Annotated in this window: 17 protein-coding genes and 1 pseudogene; 15 read left to right on the top strand and 3 right to left on the bottom strand. The window is 57.8% G+C overall.

The genetic code is table 11. The features are described 5' to 3' along the window. Positions 1 to 7: 7 nt before the first annotated feature. The 12 genes and pseudogenes from dppD (at position 8) to ACSIPU_RS14355 (ending at position 15,482) form a co-directional block, all read left to right on the top strand. A complete protein-coding gene (gene dppD, locus ACSIPU_RS14410; protein WP_016807730.1) occupies positions 8 to 991 on the top strand; it encodes a dipeptide ABC transporter ATP-binding protein in 984 nt (327 codons plus the stop codon). Beyond that, positions 988 to 2,001: a dipeptide ABC transporter ATP-binding subunit DppF gene (dppF, locus tag ACSIPU_RS14405; protein WP_049591478.1), complete on the top strand. Its 1,014-nt coding sequence runs from the start codon at positions 988 to 990 to the stop codon at positions 1,999 to 2,001. The genes dppD and dppF overlap by 4 nt, the downstream gene beginning before the upstream one ends. A gap of 702 nt (positions 2,002 to 2,703) precedes the next feature. Beyond that, complete coding sequence (locus tag ACSIPU_RS14400) at positions 2,704 to 3,291, top strand: cellulose biosynthesis protein BcsO (RefSeq protein WP_134883525.1); 588 nt, start codon at positions 2,704 to 2,706, stop codon at positions 3,289 to 3,291. A gap of 1 nt (position 3,292) precedes the next feature. Beyond that, positions 3,293 to 4,085: pseudogene (bcsQ, locus tag ACSIPU_RS14395) on the top strand (cellulose biosynthesis protein BcsQ). Between the two features lie 20 nt (positions 4,086 to 4,105). Next, positions 4,106 to 6,217, top strand: coding sequence for a UDP-forming cellulose synthase catalytic subunit (gene bcsA / locus ACSIPU_RS14390; protein WP_004106724.1), 2,112 nt, complete (start codon positions 4,106 to 4,108; stop codon positions 6,215 to 6,217). After that, entirely contained in the window at positions 6,214 to 8,619 is a 2,406-nt protein-coding gene (gene bcsB / locus ACSIPU_RS14385; RefSeq protein WP_123830042.1) for a cellulose biosynthesis cyclic di-GMP-binding regulatory protein BcsB, read from the top strand. The genes bcsA (ACSIPU_RS14390) and bcsB overlap by 4 nt, the downstream gene beginning before the upstream one ends. Further along, positions 8,616 to 12,668 (top strand): cellulose biosynthesis protein BcsC, encoded by a 4,053-nt coding sequence (locus ACSIPU_RS14380; RefSeq protein WP_196557644.1) that lies wholly within the window; start codon positions 8,616 to 8,618, stop codon positions 12,666 to 12,668. The genes bcsB and ACSIPU_RS14380 overlap by 4 nt, the downstream gene beginning before the upstream one ends. Beyond that, positions 12,668 to 13,144, top strand: a complete 477-nt coding sequence (gene bcsD, locus ACSIPU_RS14375) for a cellulose biosynthesis protein BcsD (RefSeq protein ID WP_196557658.1) — start codon at positions 12,668 to 12,670, stop codon at positions 13,142 to 13,144. Before ACSIPU_RS14380 ends, bcsD begins: the two co-directional genes overlap by 1 nt. An 11-nt stretch (positions 13,145 to 13,155) precedes the next feature. Continuing rightward, positions 13,156 to 14,154 (top strand): glycosyl hydrolase family 8, encoded by a 999-nt coding sequence (locus ACSIPU_RS14370; protein ID WP_016807736.1) that lies wholly within the window; start codon positions 13,156 to 13,158, stop codon positions 14,152 to 14,154. Positions 14,155 to 14,418: 264 nt separating this feature from the next. Beyond that, positions 14,419 to 14,526 (top strand): type I toxin-antitoxin system toxin Ldr family protein, encoded by a 108-nt coding sequence (locus ACSIPU_RS14365; RefSeq protein WP_004116246.1) that lies wholly within the window; start codon positions 14,419 to 14,421, stop codon positions 14,524 to 14,526. 370 nt (positions 14,527 to 14,896) lie between these two features. Further along, on the top strand, positions 14,897 to 15,004 hold the full coding sequence (locus tag ACSIPU_RS14360; protein ID WP_004116246.1) for a type I toxin-antitoxin system toxin Ldr family protein: 108 nt from the start codon (positions 14,897 to 14,899) through the stop codon (positions 15,002 to 15,004). A 370-nt stretch (positions 15,005 to 15,374) separates the two neighbouring features. Then, positions 15,375 to 15,482, top strand: a complete 108-nt coding sequence (locus ACSIPU_RS14355) for a type I toxin-antitoxin system toxin Ldr family protein (protein WP_064365044.1) — start codon at positions 15,375 to 15,377, stop codon at positions 15,480 to 15,482. A gap of 84 nt (positions 15,483 to 15,566) precedes the next feature. Here ACSIPU_RS14355 and bcsG read toward each other — a convergent pair whose 3' ends face one another. The 3 genes from bcsG to bcsE are packed head-to-tail and all read right to left on the bottom strand — an operon-like array spanning position 15,567 to position 18,990. Continuing rightward, positions 15,567 to 17,243, bottom strand: coding sequence for a cellulose biosynthesis protein BcsG (gene bcsG / locus ACSIPU_RS14350; RefSeq protein ID WP_017145269.1), 1,677 nt, complete (start codon positions 17,241 to 17,243; stop codon positions 15,567 to 15,569). Beyond that, positions 17,240 to 17,437, bottom strand: coding sequence for a cellulose biosynthesis protein BcsF (bcsF, locus tag ACSIPU_RS14345; RefSeq protein WP_004106715.1), 198 nt, complete (start codon positions 17,435 to 17,437; stop codon positions 17,240 to 17,242). Before bcsF ends, bcsG begins: the two co-directional genes overlap by 4 nt. Next, positions 17,434 to 18,990 carry a cellulose biosynthesis protein BcsE gene (gene bcsE / locus ACSIPU_RS14340; protein WP_004106714.1) on the bottom strand — a complete coding sequence of 519 codons (1,557 nt, stop codon included), beginning with the start codon at positions 18,988 to 18,990 and terminating at the stop codon, positions 17,434 to 17,436. Before bcsE ends, bcsF begins: the two co-directional genes overlap by 4 nt. Positions 18,991 to 19,157: 167 nt before the next feature. Here bcsE and bcsR point away from each other — a divergent pair, with 167 nt between their 5' ends. From bcsR to bcsA (ACSIPU_RS14325), 3 genes are read left to right on the top strand one after another with little or no spacing between them, the layout of a single operon-like run. Beyond that, a complete protein-coding gene (bcsR, locus tag ACSIPU_RS14335; protein ID WP_004106713.1) occupies positions 19,158 to 19,346 on the top strand; it encodes a cellulose biosynthesis protein BcsR in 189 nt (62 codons plus the stop codon). Between the two features lie 11 nt (positions 19,347 to 19,357). Then, positions 19,358 to 20,095, top strand: a complete 738-nt coding sequence (gene bcsQ, locus ACSIPU_RS14330) for a cellulose biosynthesis protein BcsQ (RefSeq protein WP_196557646.1) — start codon at positions 19,358 to 19,360, stop codon at positions 20,093 to 20,095. Beyond that, a complete protein-coding gene (bcsA, locus tag ACSIPU_RS14325; protein ID WP_017145271.1) occupies positions 20,092 to 22,710 on the top strand; it encodes a UDP-forming cellulose synthase catalytic subunit in 2,619 nt (872 codons plus the stop codon). Before bcsQ (ACSIPU_RS14330) ends, bcsA (ACSIPU_RS14325) begins: the two co-directional genes overlap by 4 nt. Positions 22,711 to 22,713: the final 3 nt, after the last annotated feature.

The following is a 22,713-nucleotide window of genomic DNA, read 5'->3' as shown; positions in this document are numbered from 1 at the left end:
GTTCGAGATGGCGTTATTAAATGTAGATAAACTCTCGGTGCACTTCGGCGACGAAGGGACGCCGTTCCGCGCCGTAGATCGCGTGAGCTACAGCGTAAATCAGGGCGAAGTGGTTGGTATCGTCGGCGAGTCCGGTTCGGGTAAATCGGTTAGCTCTTTGGCGATTATGGGGCTGATTGACTATCCCGGCCGGGTGATGGCTGAAAAGCTGGAGTTTAACGGTCGCGACCTGAAGCGCATTTCCGAAAAAGAGCGCCGCCAGCTGGTGGGCGCGGAAGTGGCGATGATCTTCCAGGACCCGATGACCAGCCTGAATCCGTGCTATACCGTCGGCTACCAGATTATGGAAGCCATTAAGGTGCACCAGGGCGGCAACAAGAAAACCCGCGTGCAGCGGGCTATTGACCTGCTGACGCTGGTCGGTATCCCCGACCCGGCTTCGCGTCTTGATGTCTATCCGCATCAGCTTTCCGGCGGTATGAGCCAGCGCGTGATGATTGCGATGGCCATCGCCTGTCGGCCAAAGCTGCTGATTGCCGATGAACCCACGACGGCGCTGGATGTGACTATCCAGGCGCAGATCATTGAGTTGCTGCTTGAGCTGCAGCAAAAAGAGAATATGGCGCTGATCCTGATCACCCACGATCTGGCGCTGGTGGCCGAAGCGGCGCACAAAATCATCGTCATGTACGCGGGGCAGGTGGTGGAAACCGGCGACGCGAAGGATATCTTCCGCGCGCCTCGTCACCCCTATACGCAGGCGCTGCTGCGCGCGCTGCCGGAGTTCGCTCAGGATAAAGCGCGCCTTGCCTCGCTGCCGGGCGTGGTGCCGGGTAAATACGACCGTCCGAACGGCTGTTTGCTCAATCCGCGCTGCCCCTATGCGACAGACAAATGCCGCAGTGAAGAACCTGAGCTGAACCTGCTTAACGGCGGTCGCCAGTCGAAATGTCATTACCCACTTGATGATGCCGGGAGGCCTGGGCTATGAGTACGCATGAGGCCATCACGCAACAGCCTCTGTTGCTGGCCACCGATCTGAAAAAATACTACCCGGTGAAGAAGGGGCTGTTTGCGCCGGAACGCCTGGTCAAAGCGCTGGACGGCGTTTCGTTTACCCTTGAACGCGGTAAAACGCTGGCGGTGGTAGGGGAGTCTGGCTGCGGCAAGTCGACGCTCGGTCGTCTGCTGACGATGATTGAAATTCCCACCGGCGGGGAGCTTTACTACCAGGGACAGGACCTGTTGAAGCACGATCCGCAGGCGCAGAAGCTGCGCCGGCAGAAAATCCAGATTGTGTTCCAGAATCCCTACGGTTCGCTTAACCCGCGTAAAAAGGTGGGGCAGATTCTCGAGGAGCCGCTGCAGATCAACACCAGCTTGAGCAAAGAGCAGCGCCGGGAGAAGGCGCTGGCGATGATGGCGAAAGTGGGTCTGAAAACCGAACATTACGACCGTTATCCGCATATGTTCTCCGGCGGCCAGCGTCAGCGTATCGCGATTGCCCGCGGTCTGATGCTGGACCCGGACGTGGTGATTGCCGATGAACCGGTCTCCGCGCTGGACGTTTCGGTGCGCGCGCAGGTGCTGAACCTGATGATGGATTTACAGCAGGATCTGGGGCTTTCTTACGTCTTCATCTCTCACGATTTGTCGGTCGTGGAGCATATCGCTGATGAAGTCATGGTGATGTATCTGGGCCGCTGCGTGGAGAAAGGGACGAAGGATCAAATCTTCAATAACCCGCAGCATCCGTACACTCAGGCGCTGCTGTCAGCCACGCCGCGTCTGAATCCGGATGACCGCCGCGAGCGTATCAAGCTCACCGGCGAGCTGCCGAGCCCGCTGAATCCGCCGCCTGGATGCGCGTTTAACGCCCGCTGTCGCCGCCGTTTTGGCCCATGTACCCAGCTTCAACCGCAGTTGAAAGACTACAGCGGCCAGCTGGTGGCCTGCTTTGCGGTCGACCAGGATCAAAACGGCGAGAAGCCGCTGAGCTGATCCAGGTAACCGATAATCAAAGCCGAAGCCTGTGCTTCGGCTTTTTTTAGCCCGGACTCAGCGCTGTTGGAACAAACCTACAACGAACAATGCTGGCACCCTACGCCAGTACAATAGTTATTGCGGGAAATCGAGATAACTACATGAAAATATTTTGTTTTGTCTTCGTTCTTTCTTTGGTTGGAGCGGGTAAGCAGCAAAGGTGATTCATGAAGTTGTTCCTTGTTGTTCGGTCAACGCTTTATATTCCTGGTTTTTAGCTAACATCCTGAGCTATTTATTTTGCGCCGCGGTGTTATTTATTATTTTAATTAAGCGTGGCAGGTGATTACTAAAGACATTAAAAAATATTAAAATGTTTTCTCTTTCGTATTCAGTCGGCGCGTATTACACGGTTTTTAAAAGTTAAACGGCATAAAAAACTACGGTCTGCTGATAGCCCGGCAGGTTGCGGGGGGATTGATGACGCTGCCGCCCAAAAAATGGGGCTATCATTTTGAAAAAGAGCTGTTAGTGTAGCCGCACTACCGCTATGGAATTAAACCAGTCAGGCTTATTCAAAATAATCAAATTAATACTAAAGTTAGCGTATCGTGACGGGCGTAACTCCCCAAAAAACAACCCATTAAACTATGCTCTGGCGGCATAGCATGACAATTAAAACAGATTAAATATGATGTATTTAAAATCATGAGGTTATCTATGAACCATTATGATGATTTGCAGCGCTTTAAGGAAAAGACGCGGACACACAGTCTCCCATTCAAGGACCTCTCATCAGAAACCGGCGCCGGTGAAAAAGGCGATTGGGTTATTCTCAATCAGCTTATTCCTGCCGAGCAAGCATCCTCTTTGGCTATGGGAGGATCGGTATCTTTACCCCTGCCGCAGCTGGTGCCGGCCAATATGTTTCATCAGGTGGAGCGGACAGCCATTCAGACCGCGCCGGCGGCATCGTCGGTTGCGCCGTCGGTAATGATTCCCGACCCTGTCGCCCCATCCGCGCCGCAGCCTGTGCCCGCGGTGAGTCATATTGCTCCGGTTGCCGTAGAACCGATAGTGCAGGCAGGCGAGGCCGCGACCGGGCAAGCGTTCCGGACAGCCGTATCGCAACCTGTTGCGCCGCTATCTGGCCACGTGCCAGCTCCGGCTGTCAGACCTCGCCCGGCGATAGCGCCGACGGTGGACGGTTTTGCCCATCTCTTTGCGGCAAAAACGGTGGCGCCAGCGGCGAAAGATAAAGATCAGCCCCTGAAATCACTCTTAGAAAGGATTGCGACATGCCGTTGATCTGCGTGTGTTCGCCGAAAGGCGGCGTAGGAAAGACGACCCTGGCGGCAAACCTGGCCTGGGCGTTGGCCCGCGCAGGCAGCAAAGTCCTCGCTCTGGATTTTGATGTGCAGAACGCGCTGCGCCTGCATTTTGGCGTGCCTCTCGGCGATGAGCGTGGGTATGCCGCAAAAGCGCTGGAGCTCCATGACTGGAGCCAGTGCGTGTTAAGCGCCGGCAGCAATATTTTCGTTTTGCCCTACGGCGAGGTGAGCGAGGCGCAGCGACAGGCGTTCGATGAGCGTCTGACCCATGACGCGCATTTCCTGACGCGCGGGCTGGCGGCACTGCTTAACTACCCTGGGCTGATTACCGTTGCCGACCTGCCGCCGGGTCCTTCACCCGCGCTAAAGGCGCTGACTTCGCTGGCCGACATGCATCTGGTACCGCTGCTGGCGGATACCGCATCGATGTCCGCATTGTCGCACGTGGAAAAGCAGCGCCTGACCGGAGGCGCTCTCAACGCTAAACACGGTCACTATTTTGTGATTAACCAGAGCGATAACCGTCGCCAGGTCAGTCGCGATGTCACGGCGTTGATGGAAGAAAAGCTGGGCGATCGTCTGCTGGGCATTATTCATCGTGATGAAAGCGTGGTGGAGGCAAATGCCTCCCAGAAGTCGATCCTCGACTTTAACTCATCCTCCGCAGCCGCCTTTGATATTGAAATTATTGCCAAAAAAATCTCTGCGCAGTTGGGTATCAATATCGGCGACGGCACGGTGCACAGCCAGCCTCGCAGGTCAGGTCTTTAATTTAACTGCAGGGCTGCTGAATGAAAAAAACGCTTTTCTGGGCGCTGGTACTGGTGCTTGCGCCCATTGCCGTGCTGGTGGTGATTACGCCGATGGACAGCCAAAAGCAGTCTATTTTTGGCCTGCTGAGCATCGGTATTCTCTTTGTTATGGGTTTCAGTAAAAACCGCAGCGTTTCCGTCATTATGGTGGTGACATCGCTGTTGATGTCGACCCGTTATATGTATTTTCGTCTGACGCAGACCCTGCATTTCAACTCCACCATCGAAGCGATTCTGGGAATGGGGTTGTTTCTGGCGGAAGTCTATATCTGGGTGATGTTGCTGCTGAACTACCTGCAAACGGTCTGGCCGCTGAAGCGTGAAATCGTCCCGTTGCCCGATGATATGAGCCAGTGGCCGACGGTAGATATCTATATTCCCAGCTATAACGAACCGCTTGAAGTGGTGCGTGATACCGTGCTCGCTGCGCAATGTATTGATTATCCAAAAGATAAATTAAAAATCTATTTGCTGGATGACGGCAAGCGTAACGAATTCGCGGTATTCGCCGCCGACGTTGGGGTAGGGTATATCACCCGCAACGATAACAAACACGCCAAGGCAGGCAACCTCAACCACGCGATGACGCTAACCAACGGCGAGCTGATCTGCGTTTTTGACTGCGACCACGTGGCAACCCGCGTCTTCTTGCAGGCAACGGTGGGGGGATTCCTCAAAGACCCGATGCTGGCGCTGGTGCAGACGCCGCACTATTTTTACTCGCCGGATCCCTTCGAGCGCAATCTCTCCGTCGGCCGCAATATTCCCAACGAAGGGATGCTGTTTTATGGTCCGATTCAGCAGGGAAACGACAACTGGAATGCGACCTTCTTCTGCGGTTCCTGCGCGGTTATTCGCCGCGCTGCGCTGGAGCAGATCGGTGGCTTTGCGGTTGAGACCGTCACCGAAGACGCCCATACCGCGCTGAAGTTCCAGCGTCTGGGCTGGAAATCGGCGTTCCTGGATATTCCTCTGGCGGCAGGTTTGGCTACCGAACGCCTGGTGGTGCACGTCATTCAGCGTACCCGCTGGGCCCGCGGGATGACGCAAATTTTCCGTCTGGATAACCCGCTACTTGGGCGTGGGCTAACGTTCCAGCAGCGCCTGTGCTACCTCAGCGCCATGCTCTATTATCAGTTCGCTCTGCCGCGCGTGGTCTTTGTCACCGCACCGCTGGCCTATCTGCTGTTCAACCTGAATATCATCTACTCCTCGGCGAGCCTGATTGTTTCCTACGCGCTGCCGCATCTGTTCCTCGCGATCTATGTCGGATCGCGCATGAACGGCCGCTATCGCTACAGTTTCTGGGGCGAAATCTACGATATCGTGCTGGCCTTCCACCTGGTGCTGCCAACGCTGGTCACCATGATTTTCCCCAAACGCGGAAAATTCAACGTGACCGATAAAGGCGGCCTGCTGGACGTGGGCTACTTCGACTTTACCGTCGTCAGGCCACACTTGGTCGTCGCCTGCCTGCTGGGCCTGGGGGTGGTGGTTGGTATCGTCCGCGCCATCGGTCACGACTATTTTGGCTCAGACCCGAACGTTATCGCGCTGAACGTCGGTTGGGGGATTTACAGCCTGATTTTCCTGCTGGCCGCCATTGCCGTGGCGCGCGAAACCCGTCAGGTACGAAAAACGATTCGTATTGATGTCGATATCCCGGTGCTTATCCACTACACCAGCGGCATTGTCTCCCGCAGCCACACCGCAGATCTGTCCATGGGCGGTTGCCGCGTAAGCGCGCCGGATAAGCGTCACCTGGAGGATGAAATCGAAGAGATTGAGCTAATTCTTCAGTCCGGAGCGATTTCGATCCCGGTACGCCAGGTCACCGCTGACGATCGGTTTATCCGCCTGCAATTTGATGAAAACATTCAGCTTTCCCGTCGCCGTGAACTGGTGCGGGTGGTGCTGGCCCGCGCCGATGCGTGGATTAATCCGCCGCGCCCGCAGGACAACCCGTTCCGCTCTTTCGCCACGATTTTACGCTGCGTATTTGAACTCTTCTGGCTGACGTGGAAGACGCGCCGCAGCCAGCGTCGTCAGCCCTCTGCGGCAAACCCCGCGCAGGAGGATGGCAGTCTATGAAATCCTTAACGACGCTCGCGCTGCTGGTTGGAGTGCTCTCTGCGCCAGCGCTGCACAGCGAGGAGATGCCCGCAGATTCATTGCCGGAGCTTAACTTTCCGCTTCCAGATGCGGCTGCGAACAGCGCATCGGCGCCCGCTAGCGAAGCGAATTCACCGGCGACGACGGAAGCCGCGTCGGCAAACGCCGCTCAGCCGGATTCGCTACCCGCGCTGCCGCCGATAACGCCTGTTGTCCCTGATACGGTACCGCTTACGCCGATCGTTGGCGGTAATCTTAACCTGATGCAGATGGGCATGCCGGACGGCATTATCCTCAGCGGTGGACAAAATCAGGGCGGCGCCAGCTTTACGCTCCCCTCCGATCAGGTGGTCACCCACGCCCAGCTGATGCTGGAGGTCAAGGTTTCGCCGGAGATGGCGTCCCGCAACGCCACGCTGCAATTAATGCTCAACGGCCAGCCGCTCGGCACCTTGCCGCTGGGGGCTGATGGCGAGGATATTTCGCACTACCAGCTGGATATCCCGGCGGCGCTGATGGTGTCCAGCAACAACCTGAGCTTTAAGATTAACGACGGCGATGCGCTGCAGTGCCGGCTCGATATTCACGACACCTCGCGGGTAACCATTCTGCCCGGCTCCCACTTTAGCTGGGAGAGCCAGCAGCTCAATATCAGCAACGATTTGGGCCACTTCCCGCGCCCGTTTTTCGACCGTATGCAGATGACGCCAGCGGATATCGCTATCGCGTATCCGGAGAAACCAACGGCGGATATTTTCAGCGCAGCGGCGCTGGTGTCGTCATGGCTGGGTATTCAGGCCGACTATCGCGGCATCGCTTTTGACGCGCTGCGCGATCGCCTGCCCGAGAAACATGGGATTATCATCGGTCATCCCGGGGATCGGGTGGGCGGCCTGACGCTGCCGCAAACCGACAAACCGCTGCTGCGGATCGTGGAAAATCCCGGTAATCCGGCTTATAAGCTGCTGCTGATCGTCGGCCAGAATGACGCCGCACTGCGCATGGCCGCGTGGCGCCTGACCCGCGGCGATTTCGCCCCGCAGACGGCCAGCATGACCGTGGATCCGCAGGCGATTCCCGTCGGCAAGCCCTACGATGCGCCGCGCTGGATCGCCACCGATCGTCCGGTAAAAATCAGCGAGCTGATCCGTCAGGATCAAAGTATGACCGTTAGCGGCGTGTGGCATGAACCGCTGCGCGTGGCCTTTCGCGCCGCGCCGGATCTTTATCTGTGGGATGGAGAAACTATCCCCCTGCAAATTGGCTATCGTTTCCCGTCGGAGAACTGGATTAACGAGGATAAGTCGCTGCTGAGCGTGACGCTGAACAACACCTTCCTTAATAATCTACCGATGAACAAACAGGGGCCGCTGGAGAAGCTCTGGCGGCATCTGGGCGGCGACGCGCGTCAGGAACGGTTTACTATCCCGCTGGCGCCGTATCTGATTTACGGTGATAACCAGCTATCTCTCTATTTCAACCTGGTGCCGAAGGATAACGCGCCCTGTTCGCTCCTGCTGAACAGCACTATCAAGAGTCGAATCACCGACGATTCGTGGATCGATTTGAGCGGTACGCGGCACTTCTCGCTGCTGCCGAATCTTTCCTATTTTGTCGGCGCTTCGTTCCCGTTCTCCCGGTTAGCGGATTATTCGCAAACTACGCTGCTGCTGCCGGAACAGCCTTCGGAAACCCAGGTGGCGATGATGCTGAATCTGGCAGCCCGTTCGGGTAATTCAACCGGCAAAGCGTTAGCCAACAACCGCGTAATATTGGGCGTTCCTGACGGCGGCGCCAATGCGCCGCTGCTGCGCGATCGCGACGTGCTGGCGGTCAGTTCCCTCGAGCAACAAGCGTTTAACCAGCGCCTGCTGGCCCATTCCCCCTACGCCCCGGTCGATAACCTGCTGAGCGTACGTGAACCGACGCTGTGGGAAAAGATTCAGCGCAGGCTGAGCGGCGACTGGGCTTCCGACGGCGTCGATGCCGATCGCTATTTCTCCTCCAGCAGCGCCTGGCGCGGTTTTATCAGCTATCGCTCACCGTGGAACCCGCAGCGGGTGGTGGTGGTGGCGATGGCCAGCAGCGACGATCAGCTGGCGAAACTGGAAGACGATCTTAATTCCCCGCGTATCAATGCCGGTATTCGCGGCGATACGGCAGTGATCACCAGCGATAACGGCGTGCGTAGCTTCCAGGTCAGCACGCCGTTCCCCAGCGGCCAGATGCCGTGGTACATGATGGCGGTATGGTACGCCAATCAGCACTCCGGGCTGCTGGCGGTGCTGGGGTTGATTACGACATCGATTCTGGGTCTGGCGCTGACCGCCATGTTTAAACGTCATGCTCGTAAGCGCCTGGATTCGGGAGAGAGCCAATGAAAAGAGCCAGCAGAATGAATACCCATGCAGCCCGTCAATTTTCTACGCTGTGCCTGTCCGGCGCGCTGACGCTTGGCGCATTCGGCGGAGCGCACGCGGCGGGTAACGATGCCGCGCTACAAGCGTTGTTCGCACAGGCCAACTACTGGCACGAAAAATCGCATGACGAACTGGCGATGGAATCGCTGCAAAAAGTGCTATCGGTGGATGCCAACAACGCTCAGGCGCTGTACCTGATGGCGCTATGGGCGCAGCAGGGGGGCAATCTGCAGGCCGCAGCCCAGTGGCGGGCGCGGCTGGAGAAAGCGGCGCCCGACAGCCCCGGACTACAGGATCTGGATAGCGCAAAAAAAATGGCGCAGGTGCCGCAGGGACAGCTCACTCTGGCCAGACAGCAGGCGCGCAGCGGCAATGTTCCCGCCGCGCTGGCGACCTGGCGGAGTATGTTTAACGGCAACGTTCCGCCTTCCGGGCTGGCGGCCGAATACTATATGACCATGGCCAGCGACAAGGCGCTCTACCCACAGGCGTTGAGCGAACTACGTCAATACGTCGCGCAGCATCCGCAGGAGAACGCGCCGCGCGTTGCCCTGGGCAAAGTGCTCACCTGGCGCGAAGAGACCCGCCGGGAAGGCATCGCCATGCTGGAGCCGATGGCCAGCGGCAGCAAAGAAGCCGATAGCGGGCTGCGTCAGGCGCTGCTGTGGCTGGGGCCGCAGCCGGGGGATGAGCCGTTTTACGACACCTGGATGCAGCGTCATCCGCAGGATACTGAAGTCCAGAACTACTTTCGCGAACGGCGCAGCGGCCAGGCGCGCGGCCAGGGCTATTCTGACCTCAACAGCGGCAATACCGCCGCGGCGAAGCAGCAGTTTGAACAGGTTCTGCAAAGCAACCCGCAGGACGCTGACGCGCTGGCCGGAATGGGCTATATCGCCCAGCGCAGCGGCGATTTTCAGGCGGCCTCTCAGTATTTGAGCCGGGCGGCGGATCTCGGCGGCGATGGCTCGGAAACCCGTCGTCAGCAGGCGGCGGATGCGCTGTTTTACGGGCAGCTCGCCCAGGCGCAGCAGGCTTACAAGCAAGGGAATATTAGCCAGGCGCTGGCGCTCTCTGCGCCGCTGGCGCAGCAGAGCGGGACGCAGGGCACGGCGGCGAAGCTGTTCCGCGCCGACGTTCTGCGCCATAACAAAGATTTGCCGCAGGCCGAACAAACGCTACGGGCGCTGCTCAACGACCAGCCGCAAAACGGCCCGGCGCGGGAGAATCTCTATTACGTTCTGCGCGAACAGAATAAAACGGCAGAAGCGCAGGCGATGCTGCGCACGCTGCCGGAAAGCCTGCAGCAAAAACTGCAGCCGCGGGTGGTCATCGGACAGCCCGGCGATTCGCTGCGTCGCCAGGCGCAGGAGCAGGCCAGCGCCGGTAACGTGACGGCGGCTATCGCCATGCTGCGCCAGGGGCTTTCTCGCTATCCGGACGATGCGTGGATGCGCCTCGATCTGGCCCGTATGCTGCAAAAAGCCGGTAACGACGGTGAGGCAAATGCGGTTATGGGCGCCGCCTGGCGTCCCGGCGCCGGCGCCGGCTCGCTGTACGCTGCGGCACTTTTTGCCAGCGAGAACGGCGGCTGGCAGCAGGCGCAAACCCTGCTGGCAAGAATTCCCCCCGCCAGTCAGACCAGCCAGATGCGCGACCTGAAACAACGGGTGAACTACAACCTGCAGCTGGCGACGGCGGAGAGCTATCTGGCGCAGGGCAATACCGTTGCCGCTGCTAATACGCTCAGGACGATGACCGCAACGCCGCCTGAAGCCCCGGCGGATGTGGGTAAACTGGCGCGGCTGCTGGCCCAGAGTGGTGATGTCACCACCGCGGTATCGCTGGTGCGCAACAATATTAACGGCGGTATCTCAGGTAATACCGGGGATTATGCCGATCAGGTGACGGTACTTAACCAGGCGGGCCTGACAACCGAAGCGCAGAGTCTGCTCACTAACCCGCAGCTGCAGGCAAGCAGTACGCCGACGCAGCTGGCCAGTATTCGCAACGGTTATGTGATTAACGAAGCGGACCATCTGCGCGAGCAGGGCAACTACGCGGCAGCGTATGACAAGCTGATGGGCGCGATGCAGAACGACCCGCAAAATACCGATCTGATGTTCGCTATGGCGCGGCTCTATCAGAGCGGCAAAATGAACAAAGAGGCCGGTGTCGTCTATGACTATCTGATGACCCGCGATACGCCGACGCAGGATGCGCGCAGCGGGGCTATTGATGTCGCACTCTCGGCGGGGAATAGCGAACGGGCGGCGCAGCTGGCGGGTGGACTGCGCCCGGATAATTCGCCGGACCGTTTGCTGCTGCTGGCGCGCGTTGCCGAGTCGCAGGGGCATCATCAGCAGGCGATGACTTACCTGCGCAGCGCCCGCGGCAGGCTGCTGGGACAACAGAGCAGCAATGGCGCGCAAACGCCGACCGTGGGCGGCGCGCTGGCGGCGGATAATCCGTTTGTCGGCGTTTCGCGTACCCCCGGGGCGACGCGTGCGGCCTCCGCCTACGGGCAATATATGCCGTGGCAGGTCTCTCAGGTATCGACCGGGGATGGCGGCGCGCTGCCGGGGATCCAGCGCACCGATCTGCCGGTCGAAACCGCCCAGACCCGGATGCTGCGCCAGGTGGATACCATGATGGAGACGTTGCAGGAAAAAACCGGCACCTGGCTGCAGGGGGGCATGGAGGTTCGCGGTCGCGACGGCGAATCCGGCACCAGTAAGCTCAGCGAGATAAAAACCCCGCTCACCTGGTCCTCATCGCCGTTTGGTGATTCGCGTTTCGATTTTACCGTTACGCCGATTACGCTGAACGCGGGGACGGCGACCGGCGACGCCTGGCGGCGTTACGGCGCGAACCCGCTATCCAATGCAGTCTCCAATATGATTTCCACCGCGACCAGCGAGCAGGCGGCGATTGCGGCGATGACCGCGACCGAGCGCACGACGTACTTTGCCAACAATCCGGGGGCAGAAGCCTTGAGCGGTCTGGGCACGCTCAAGGCCTCTGACTTTAACGCCACCACCAGCAGCGGCATGGAGAATCTGGCGAAACTCGGAACTTACGATTCCGGGCAGGTCGCCAGCTATCTGGCCTCTTCCAGCCTGAAACCGAATGTCGATCAGGCGAGCGGCTCAACCGATTCACAAAAAGCCAACGGCGTGGAGCTGGCTCTGGCGCTGAGCGGCGACGAATACCGCGTCGATATCGGCAGCACGCCTCTGGGCCAGGATCTAAATACCGTGGTGGGCGGCGTAAAGTGGTCGCCGAAGCTGACCAACTATCTGTCGTTGATTTTTACCGGCGAGCGTCGGTCGCTGACCGACAGTCTGCTCTCCTGGGTAGGGCTGAAGGATTCCTATTCCGGCAAGACCTGGGGGCAGGTGACCAAAAACGGCGGTACCCTGCAGCTAAGCTATGACGACGGCGATGCCGGTTTCTACGTCGGCGGCGGGGGCTATAGCTACCTGGGACAAAACGTCGCCAGCAATACCAGCATAAACGCCAACGCCGGAGTTTATTTGCGGCCTTACCACGATGAGTATCGTCAGCTGCAGACCGGGTTGAGCATGAGTTACATGGATTACTCGAAAAACCTGAGCTACTTCACCTACGGGCAAGGGGGCTACTTCAGCCCGCAGAACTACGTCAGCGTATCGCTGCCGGTGAGCCTGACGGAAAAATATGACAACTGGACGATGAAACTTGGCGGCTCGGTGGGCTATCAATCCTATAGCCAGGATAAGAGCGCTTATTTCCCGACTAACGCCGGGTGGCAGCAGGCCCTCGAGACCGCAGTGAGCAACGGTTTTGCCAAAGAAGCCTACTATTCAGCCACTTCGAAGAGCGGTATCGGCTATACCCTACGCGCCGGCGCAGATTACAAAGTCAACAAACAAATGACGCTCGGTGGTCAGGTTGGCTATGACACCTTCGGCGATTATAACGAGAGCACCGCTGGTCTCTATATCCGCTACATGCTGGGAGATAACTGATCGTGACGGACAATAATAACGCGCAGGTTATGACGTGGTTTCAGCAGCAGCAAACGCCTGCCGGATGGTTCGATCTGCTGCTCATTATGGTTGATGGTATGGTCAACAACGCGGGTGAGCTGGAGAGCCAGCCCTTTCTGCGGCAGATGGGCGAGGCGCTGGCCGATGAACATCCGCTGCCGGAGTCTGAGACTCTCGGCCAGCTGGAGACCAACATGAATGCGCTGCTAAGCCGCTTTCAGTGGGGCTTCGTCAGCGTCGAGGTGAACGATGAAGGCCTGCGATTACGCCATCAGGCTCTGCCGGTCAGCCGCCATGAAGTGCGGCGCATCCGCTGGTGTAATGCATTTTGTGCCATACTCGAGGGGCTCTATTCCCGCTGGTTACAGGGACAGGGCGGCGCGGCGCACGTGGTTTTACAGCGTGAGCGGCTGTTTTCAGTCTCTGACGTTCAGTTTCTTTACTTCCATCCCTAATGGGTGAATTTATGTCCTTGCGTGCTTTAGCGACAGTCGTGGTCACGACGGTGATGATGCTTCCCCACGCGTGGGCCGATACGGCGTGGGAAAGTTATAAATCGCGTTTTATGATGCCGGACGGGCGTATTGTTGATACCGGTAACGGCAACGTCTCTCATACTGAAGGGCAGGGTTTTGCCATGCTGTTAGCGGTGGCCAACGACGATCGTCCCGCCTTTGACAAGCTCTGGCAGTGGACAGATAAAACCCTGCGCAACAAAGATAACGGGCTGTTTTACTGGCGCTATAACCCGGTGGCGCCCGATCCAGTGGCGGATAAAAATGACGCCACCGATGGCGATACCCTGATTGCCTGGGCGCTGCTGCGCGCGCAGCAGCAGTGGCATGAAAAAACCTACGGTACCGCTTCGGATGCGATAACCGCTTCGCTGCTGAAGCATACGGTGGTGACCTTCGCCGACCGTCAGGTGATGCTCCCGGGCGCAAAGGGATTTTATCTCAACGACCATCTGAATCTGAATCCATCCTACTTTATCTTTCCCGCCTGGCAGGCCTTCGCGGCGCGTACTCATTTGACCGCCTGGCGAAAGCTGAAGAGTGATGCTCAGGCGCTGCTGGGGAAAATGGCGTGGGGGAAATCGCAGCTACCCAGCGACTGGGTCGCCTTAAGAGCGGACGGCAAGATGGAGCCGGCAAAAGAGTGGCCGACGCGGATGAGCTTCGATGCTATCCGCATTCCTATGTATGTCTACTGGGACGACCCGCAAAGCAGCCTGCTGACGCCGTGGAAAAACTGGTTTCAGCGCTATCCGCGTCTGCAGACGCCGGCCTGGATAAACGTCAATACCAATGAGGCCGCGCCGTGGTTTATGACCGGCGGGCTATTGGCGGTACGCGATTTAACCCTTGGTGAAGAGCAGGCCGAGCCGCAGATTAATTCCCAGGACGACTATTACTCCGCCAGCCTGAAGCTGCTGGTATGGCTGGCAAAGAAAGAACGGTCGTAAACTGTGGAATGCGCCTCGAATAACGCAGTCGAGCTGGGTGCTGAGATCTGAAGGGCGCCGTAGAATTGTGGGCAAGCCGGCTTGCCCGGTGAGGCGCAATGTTGCGGGGGCTTGAACCCCGGCGGCATCGATTGATAGGTTGCTGGAAAGAGAAAACCCCCGCACGTTGTTTGGTATCAACCTGGCAACGTCTCGGGGGCTAATCTCGAACCTCAACAATTCGAGGATAGCCGCGAACGGTTGCCATTGCAATAAGGCGGCTGTATGACGCTTGCTCAGTGGGGTCTGCTGCTGTGGGACGATCTGGCGGCTCCGGTCATTGCTGGCATTCTGGTCAGCATCATCGTGAGCTGGATGGATAATCGCAAGTAGACGACCGGTGGGCATCTGCCTGCCTTAGTGGCAGCATGCGCCCGAACGGGGCCGCAGGGGTAACATCCTGCGGCCTTTTTCGTTTTGTTGCAGCAACAAAACACTTTCCTGGAATGCGTCTCGCATGGTGCGTAATGGCGGAGTGCGGGTAGCCGATCGGGCCAGTAGAATTGTCGGCAAGCCGGGCTCGCCCGGTGAGGCGCAATGTTGCGGGGGCTTGAACCCCGGCGGCATCGATTGATGGGTTGCTGGAAAGAGAAAACCCCCGCACGTTGTTTGGTATCAACCTGGCAACGTCTCGGGGGCTAACCTCGCATCTAGACAATTCGAGGATAGCCGCGAACGGTTGCCATTGCAATAAGGCGGCTGTATGACGCTCGCTCAGTGGGGTCTGCTGCTGTGGGACGATCTGGCGGCTCCGGTCATTGCTGGCATTCTGGTCAGCATCATCGTGAGCTGGATGGATAATCGCAAGTAGACGACCCGGTGGGCATCTGCCTGCCTTAGTGGCAGCATGCGCCCGAACGGGGCCGCAGGGGTAAAATCCTGCGGCCTTTTTCGTTTTGTTGCAGCAACAAAACACTTTCCTGGAATGCGTCTCGCATGGTGTGTAATGGCGGAGTGCGGGTAGCCGATCGGGCCAGTAGAATTGTCGGCAAGCCGGGCTCGCCCGGTGAGGCGCAATGTTGCGGGGGCTTGAACCCCGGCGGCATCGATTGATGGGTTGCTGGAAAGAGAAAACCCCCGCACGTTGTTTGGTATAACCTGGCAACGTTTCGGGGGCTAATCTCGAACCTAGACAATTCGAGGATAGCCGCGAACGGTTGCCATTGCAATAAGGCGGCTGTATGACGCTCGCTCAGTGGGGTCTGCTGCTGTGGGACGATCTGGCGGCTCCGATCATTGCTGGCATTCTGGTCAGCATCATCGTGAGCTGGATGGATAATCGCAAGTAGACGACCGGTGGGCATCTGTCTGCCTAAGTGGCAGCATGCGCCCGAACGGGGCCGCAGGGGGAACATCCTGCGGCCTTTTTCGTTTTATTGCGGATAAGGTACCCAACTGCCGCCGTTCAACTGAACATACGGTTTACCCTGATACTGAATGACGATGGCGTTGGAGTTTTCCGACACCGCCGCGCTCTGCGGCAGGTTGGCAATGTACTGCTGCCAGTTGATGTCATTCTCATCAAACATCTTGCCGTCGAGGGCGCGAACCACCAGCTCAGAAACCGCCAGGTAGCTGCTTGGCTGGCTGATGATAATCGGCGCATCGGGATGTCTTGCCTTAATGCCGAAGAATTTCACCGCCGCCGGCACGTTGGTAATGGATGGGCTGGGAATATCGCGCAGACCGGAGACCTGCATTTTATCGCCTTTTAATGCCGCGCCGTGTTCAGGCACGACGATGACCATCACCTTGCGTCCCGATTTCTCCAGCTCAGTAAAGAAACTGTCCAGTTCGTCGAAGAACTTCTGCGCACGGGCTTTATAGTCCGCGGTTTTGCTCTGGCCCGGATAGTGGTTGCCGTCGTGCAGCGGCAGCGTGTTGTAGAAGGTCGCCGTGCGCGGCGTATTCAGCTTATCCAGCGACTGCAGCCAGCGGTTCAGCGTCGCCTGGTCATCATAGACCGGTGAGCCGTCAAAGCCCTGCAGAATGACCGGCAGGCCGCTTTGATCCATCAGTGGGCTCTGGATACCGCCCAACGAACGAAGCTCTTTCAGGAAGTCGCCGAAGACACCGTTGTGACCGAGCATCAGTTGCTGGGTGAAGCCCAGCTTCGCCAGGTTTTCAAACAGATAGCATTCGCTGCCTGAGGGTTGATAAAGGTTGGCGTGAGAGAGCTGGCCGCAGCTGGCGCGCAGCAGACGCGCCGCTGCCGGCCCGCTGTAAGAGGTCGCCGAGTTAAAGTTTTTGAACAGCAGGTCAAAATGCTTCCACAGCGGATGCTCCATCAATCCCGCTGCTTCGATATCCGACCATGAGAGCGAGCAGATGTTGATGATCAAGACATCAAACGGCTGGGCATCGGCCGGGAGCGCATCAGGAAACGTGGTTTTGCGTTTCTGCTCAGAGGCGTAAAAGGTATTCAGCCAGTTGGTCAGATTGGCCGATGTCGGCGGCTCCGTTTGCGCCGGGATATCGTTATTCGCCGGGGCGGCGTTGGTCGCGACGATTGCCCCGCCACCGGTATTTGGCGCGTTATTCGCCGCCGCGGTCGTCGGCTGACCTGTCGGCCAAAGGGTAAACGAAGGTAGCAGCGGACTGGCGACCAGCCAAATCATAATTGCTGAGACAAATACCGTTACCCGTAGCCACTGGCTGATAAACAGCCACAGAACCAGCAGCACGAAGAACGCGCCAATCATATTCCAGTTAATAAAGCGGGTTACCAAATCCCAGATATAGTCGGCGCTGAAGCCGGCAATCTGCGAACCCTGGCTGACGATGCTTTCCGGGCCGGGCAGCCAGGTGTCGTGCCAGAACAGCATAAAGCCCAGCGGGATCGCTATCCAGTGGCGAATACGGTGCAGCTTATATTGCGGAATCGGCACCAGCAGAAAGGCCAGAAACACCAGGTTTAGCATGGGATGAAAATTGAGGTATCCCGCCCATAGCAAGGCAAACTTCACCAGAAAGTAGAAGTTCCAGCCAGATAGGCCGCGCCAGTAGCGCCAGAGCGGAAGCGACGCTGAGGGGGTTTTAGGTTTGGTCATTTCGTTGATTTGCCTTGCCTGGATGCCGCTTCCCGGCGCAGCACGCCAGCCGGTTTGACATAACGGGGTTTAAAGAACATCAGTCTTAACGTGGTGCGAATTCGCCGCTGGTAGTGGCGCGTAAGGTAACCCAGCGGAAAGAACAGCAGGGCGCACAGGACGACCAGCTGAATAATATCGGCAATCGACATCATAAGGTTGGCTCCCCGTCGATGGACAGACGATGCGGCTCGGGGGTTCGCCGCCAGCTACGTCCGTCGTGGGTCGCGTTGATAGGCGTTTTTTTGGCAAGCGAAACAGGCAGCGGCGTATTCCAGTTCTCCGGCATAATCCCGCGCATCTGCAGGATTTCAGCCGCTATCTGCTTATCTTCAAACCAAATCATACGATTAGAGAAAATATCGCCGGTAGGTAAAGGGAAGATATGGTTTAACGCGGTGTCGAGGTCGTTCACCCGGCAAAATGACAGAAACAGCACCAGGCGATTATTACCGATGGTCATGATGTCGCCCATGCGATTAGGCTTACACAGCGTCAGCGCCTGCTCTACGCGCAGACCGGGCGCCGGGCGCAGCGCCACCATCACCCCTTTGCCGTCGGCGGGCAGCATGGTGTTGGCCATAATATTGTGCACCGCTTCGCAGAAGGCATCCCACTTCTGGTAGCCGCGCAGCTTCAGCGGCTGGCTCCAGTTCAGCAGAGTATTAAAATCCTCCGGAATATGGCGAGTAAACTGCTGTTTTTGAACGCTTTCTATAAGTGTGAGGCAGCGCGATAACGGTGCGCCGCTGGGAATAACCATATTGGCGCCGCTGCTCAGCAGCAGGCGTTCATCGGTGGCGCGCAGGCTTGGCGTTTGCTCGCGCACGACAATTTTCAGCGCGCTACCGCGCTGGCGGCGCAGGGTGTGGATATAGCGTCCCAGCTGTTCAATCTGTTCGTTCTGGGTAATGGAGAAAATCAGCGTCGCCGCCTGCGCCATTCTGCCGGCGTTGAAAACGGCGTCATTGGTTTCGAACAGCGTCCAGTATTCGGAAAGCGCGGGCGCCCCCTCCAGTACGCGCAGGTTGCTGAGGATGGTTTTCTCGTCGCTGCGCGGTTGTACCACCGTTTCCTCGTCCTGCGCCAACCGCCAGCCGTTTTCATCGTGTAAAACAATGAGCTGCTGCCGGGCGCTGATGCCCTTTTCGCTGCCCCACCAGGCAATATCGAACAGGTGGTTATCTCCCTGGTAACGTATACTTGCCAGTCCGGAAAGCGAGCGGTACTCGCGTAATAAAGGGGAAAGTTGCTTATCGATATCGTGCCCGGAATTAAGCACTAATAATGAACAACGATGATAATTAGTCCATCGATATGATTTCTCAACCCAATTGCATAATTGTTCGCTTTTAATATTCTGCCAGGCATTTTCAGCACATAGCAGAATAAACAAATAATTGCCAGGTTCGAGGGAACAGACTAAATCGCGGTGCATTTCTTCCAGCCCTTCAAAGCGGTTCGGCATGGTAAATAATGCGATTTTCTCAGGCCCGCGATCTTTTTCTAATTTTATGATTTCATTTGGGTTATCACCCATGGCTATCGTCGCAACGCGAGCCTGTTTATCCTGGGCCGCAAGCGTATGATTAAGCAAGCTTACCGCGTCCGCATGGCGGTCGACATTGAGCCACCACACGCCGCCAACGGGCATATGGCACACTTCGTCCCATAATGATGAAATACCCAAAGAATATACGATATCCACGGTGTCCCTCGTGAGACCTGTTTTACACTTGATTAGTTTACTAGCGAAAGCGACAGAGTAAACCTAACATTGAAATTAAAGGACATCAGTTTTAGCATGTAAACCTATTTTAAGGATGAACGAACGCCTCTCGGTATAATTTATTAATTTTTCCAACGGACAGAGAAATGCCAGCAAAAGAGCCTGCTGTACCCACCGATGCGACTTTGGGCTATACGTTTCAAAATGATTTCCTGGCGTTAAGCCGGGCATTTTCCCTGCCTGATATTGATTATCATGATATTTCCCGACGCGAGCAGTTAACCGCGGCGCTGAAACGCTGGCCGCTACTGGCTGAATTAGCAGAGAAAAAGTAAGGAAGCCATCGATGGCTATTCTGGGATTACAAGGCGTGCGCGGCGGCACCGGCACCACGTCGATCACCGCTGCGCTGGCCTGGGCGCTGCAATTACTCGGGGAAACCGTGCTGGTGGTGGACGCCAGCCCGGCTAACATGCTGCGCTTCTTTTTCAACGTCGATTACCGCCACAACGCGGGCTGGGCGCGCGCCCTCATCGACGGGAACGACTGGCGAGACGCCGGGCTGCGCTACACCTCGCATATCGATCTGCTGCCCTTTGGCCAGCTAACGCCGGGCGAGCGCGAGAATATTGACCAGCTTCAGACGCCGCTGGCCCCGATGGCCGGGATGGTGCAGAAGCTCCATCAGCAGGGCGATCACCGCTGGCTGCTGATTGATCTGCCGGACGGGTTCTCACCGCTGACCCGCTCCCTGATTGACGTCTGCGATCGCACGCTGGTCGTGGTGCATCCGGACGGCAACAGCCATATTCGCCTGCATCAGCAGGCGCTGCCGGTCAATAGCGACATTTTGATTAACGATCTGCGCGTCGGCAGCCAGCTGCAGGAGGATCTCTATCAGCTGTGGCTGGAGAGCCAGCGCCGCATTCTGCCGGTGACTATTCATCGTGATGAAGCGATGGCGGAGTGTCTGGCGGCGAAGCAACCGCTCGGCGAATACCGCCAGGACTCGCTGGCGGCGGAAGAGATACTGACGCTGGCCAACTGGTGCCTGCTGCACTACGCCGGAAGGGGCGCGGAATGATTCGCCTGAGTACGCTACTGCTGGCGCCGCCGGTTGGAGAGCGGTTGAGCGAACGCTATCGCGATTATCGCCAGCACGGCGCGTCGCGGCTGGCGGCCGCGTTGGGCTGCTTGTGGGCATCTCTGGCATGGGCGTTGATGCCGCTGGAAACCCCGCGCTGGCAGGCAATTCGCGAACGTCATGGCGAGTTTTTTCCGCATATTAATCCGCATCGACCGCGCCCGCTGGACCCGATTCGCTATCTGCTGCAAGCCCTGTGGCTGCTGGTGACGCGGGTGCCGGAGCCGGATAAAAAGATCAACTGGCGTTCGCTGGCGGCGCTGGAAGGCGTGCAGGGGCGCTATGCGCAGTGGCTGGAAAAGCTACCGGAAAAGGTCAACGCCCGCACTGGTCATCTGGATAAGCATAAGGAGCTGGGGCATCTGCATCCAAAAGTGCGGCGGCTTCTCCTTGGCACGATAACCTTTTTCTCGCTGATCCTGGCGCTACTCTGTATTACCCAGCCGTTTAATCCGCTCTCGCAGTTTATTTTTCTGCTGCTGCTGTGGGGCGTGGCGCTGCTGGTACGGCGCATCCCCGGGCGCTTCTCGGCGCTGATGCTGATCGTGCTTTCGCTGACGGTCTCGTGCCGCTATATCTGGTGGCGCTACACCTCGACGCTAAACTGGGACGACCCCGTAAGCCTGGTGTGCGGGATCATCCTGCTGTTCGCAGAAACCTACGCCTGGGTGGTGCTGGTGCTGGGCTATTTCCAGGTCGTCTGGCCGCTGAACCGCCAGCCGGTTCCGCTGCCGGAAGATATGGCGCAATGGCCGACGGTCGATATCTTCGTGCCGACTTATAACGAAGATCTCAACGTGGTGAAAAACACCATTTACGCCTCGCAGGGGATCGACTGGCCGAAGGACAAGCTTAATATCTGGATCCTCGATGACGGCGGGCGCGAAGAGTTCCGCCAGTTCGCCAAAGACGTTGGCGTGCATTACATCGCGCGCACCACGCACGAACACGCGAAAGCCGGGAATATCAACAATGCGCTGAAGTACGCCAAAGGCGAGTTTGTGTCGATTTTCGACTGCGACCACGTGCCGACCCGCTCGTTCCTGCAGATGACCATGGGCTGGTTCCTGAAGGAGAAAGAGCTGGCGATGATGCAGACGCCGCACCACTTCTTCTCTCCGGACCCGTTTGAACGTAACCTGGGGCGTTTTCGCAAAACGCCGAACGAAGGCACGTTGTTTTATGGCCTGGTGCAGGACGGCAACGACATGTGGGATGCCACCTTCTTCTGCGGCTCCTGTGCGGTGATCCGCCGCGGCCCGCTGGATGAAATCGGCGGCATTGCCGTGGAAACGGTCACCGAAGACGCCCACACCTCTTTGCGCCTGCATCGTCGCGGGCACACTTCGGCCTATATGCGTATTCCGCAGGCGGCCGGCCTGGCGACGGAGAGCCTGTCGGCGCATATCGGCCAGCGCATCCGCTGGGCGCGCGGGATGGTGCAGATATTCCGCCTTGATAACCCGTTGTTTGGTAAAGGGCTGAAGCTGGCGCAGCGCATCTGCTACGTCAACGCGATGCTGCACTTCCTGTCCGGTATTCCGCGGCTGATCTTCCTGACCGCGCCGCTGGCGTTTCTGCTCCTCCACGCCTATATCATCTATGCGCCGGCGCTGATGATCGCCCTGTTCGTGCTACCGCATATGATTCACGCCAGCCTGACTAACTCGAAGATTCAGGGTAAATACCGCCACTCTTTCTGGAGTGAGATCTATGAAACGGTACTGGCGTGGTATATCGCGCCGCCGACCGTTGTCGCGTTGATTAACCCGCATAAGGGCAAATTCAACGTGACGGCAAAAGGCGGCCTGGTGGAGGACGAGTACGTCGACTGGGTGATCTCGCGTCCCTATATCTACCTCGTGCTGCTGAATCTGGTCGGCGTTGGCGTGGGTATCTGGCGCTTTATGTACGGCCCGGAAAACGAAATTTTGACCGTCTGGGTCAGCATTATCTGGGTGTTCTATAACCTGATTATTCTCGGCGGCGCGGTGGCGGTATCGGTTGAAAGCAAGCAGGTGCGGCGCTCGCATCGCGTGGAGATGTCGATGCCGGCGGCGATTGCCCGCGAGGACGGGCACCTGTTCTCCTGTACCGTCCATGATTACTCCGACGGCGGCCTCGGCGTCAGAATTCACGGCGAGGCGCAGGTGCTGGAAAGCCAGCACGTTAAGCTGCTGCTGAAACGCGGGCAGCAGGAGTATGCCTTCCCGGTGCGGGTCGCGCGGGTTAACGGCAGTGAAGTTGGGCTACAGCTGCTGCCGCTAAGCAATCAACAACATATTGATTTTGTGCAGTGTACGTTTGCCCGCGCAGATACGTGGGCGCTTTGGCAGGATAGCTTCCCGGAAGATAAGCCGATGGAAAGCCTGCTGGATATCCTGAAGCTGGGGTTCCGTGGATATCGTCACCTGGCGGAGTTCTCCCCGCCGTCGGTGAAGGTTATTTTCCGCTCGCTCACCATGCTGGTGGCCTGGTTTGTTTCGTTTATTCCGCGCCGTCCGGAACGCGCTGCGGCGACACTCTCGGCAGAACCGGCGATGGCCCAACAATGATGA

Source organism: Klebsiella sp. HN106, assembly GCF_051209435.1.
In the GTDB taxonomy this organism is placed as follows: Bacteria; Pseudomonadota; Gammaproteobacteria; order Enterobacterales; family Enterobacteriaceae; genus Klebsiella; species Klebsiella oxytoca.
Note: the sequence above shows the minus strand (reverse complement) of the source record. Positions and strands in the feature narration are given on the sequence as shown.

What these genes read in the sequence shown, in the direction of transcription:
- ACSIPU_RS14365 (WP_004116246.1), top strand. Translation starts at nt 14,419, where the DNA reads ATGACGCTTGCTCAGTGGGGTCTGCTGCTGTGGGACGATCTGGCGGCT.
- bcsG (WP_017145269.1), bottom strand. Translation starts at nt 17,243, where the DNA reads ATGACCAAACCTAAAACCCCCTCAGCGTCGCTTCCGCTCTGGCGCTAC.
- dppD (WP_016807730.1), top strand. Translation starts at nt 8, where the DNA reads ATGGCGTTATTAAATGTAGATAAACTCTCGGTGCACTTCGGCGACGAA.
- bcsR (WP_004106713.1), top strand. Translation starts at nt 19,158, where the DNA reads ATGCCAGCAAAAGAGCCTGCTGTACCCACCGATGCGACTTTGGGCTAT.
- bcsB (WP_123830042.1), top strand. Translation starts at nt 6,214, where the DNA reads ATGAAATCCTTAACGACGCTCGCGCTGCTGGTTGGAGTGCTCTCTGCG.
- bcsA (WP_017145271.1), top strand. Translation starts at nt 20,092, where the DNA reads ATGATTCGCCTGAGTACGCTACTGCTGGCGCCGCCGGTTGGAGAGCGG.
- ACSIPU_RS14380 (WP_196557644.1), top strand. Translation starts at nt 8,616, where the DNA reads ATGAAAAGAGCCAGCAGAATGAATACCCATGCAGCCCGTCAATTTTCT.
- ACSIPU_RS14355 (WP_064365044.1), top strand. Translation starts at nt 15,375, where the DNA reads ATGACGCTCGCTCAGTGGGGTCTGCTGCTGTGGGACGATCTGGCGGCT.
- bcsQ (WP_196557646.1), top strand. Translation starts at nt 19,358, where the DNA reads ATGGCTATTCTGGGATTACAAGGCGTGCGCGGCGGCACCGGCACCACG.
- dppF (WP_049591478.1), top strand. Translation starts at nt 988, where the DNA reads ATGAGTACGCATGAGGCCATCACGCAACAGCCTCTGTTGCTGGCCACC.
- ACSIPU_RS14360 (WP_004116246.1), top strand. Translation starts at nt 14,897, where the DNA reads ATGACGCTCGCTCAGTGGGGTCTGCTGCTGTGGGACGATCTGGCGGCT.
- bcsA (WP_004106724.1), top strand. Translation starts at nt 4,106, where the DNA reads ATGAAAAAAACGCTTTTCTGGGCGCTGGTACTGGTGCTTGCGCCCATT.
- ACSIPU_RS14370 (WP_016807736.1), top strand. Translation starts at nt 13,156, where the DNA reads ATGTCCTTGCGTGCTTTAGCGACAGTCGTGGTCACGACGGTGATGATG.
- ACSIPU_RS14400 (WP_134883525.1), top strand. Translation starts at nt 2,704, where the DNA reads ATGAACCATTATGATGATTTGCAGCGCTTTAAGGAAAAGACGCGGACA.
- bcsF (WP_004106715.1), bottom strand. Translation starts at nt 17,437, where the DNA reads ATGATGTCGATTGCCGATATTATTCAGCTGGTCGTCCTGTGCGCCCTG.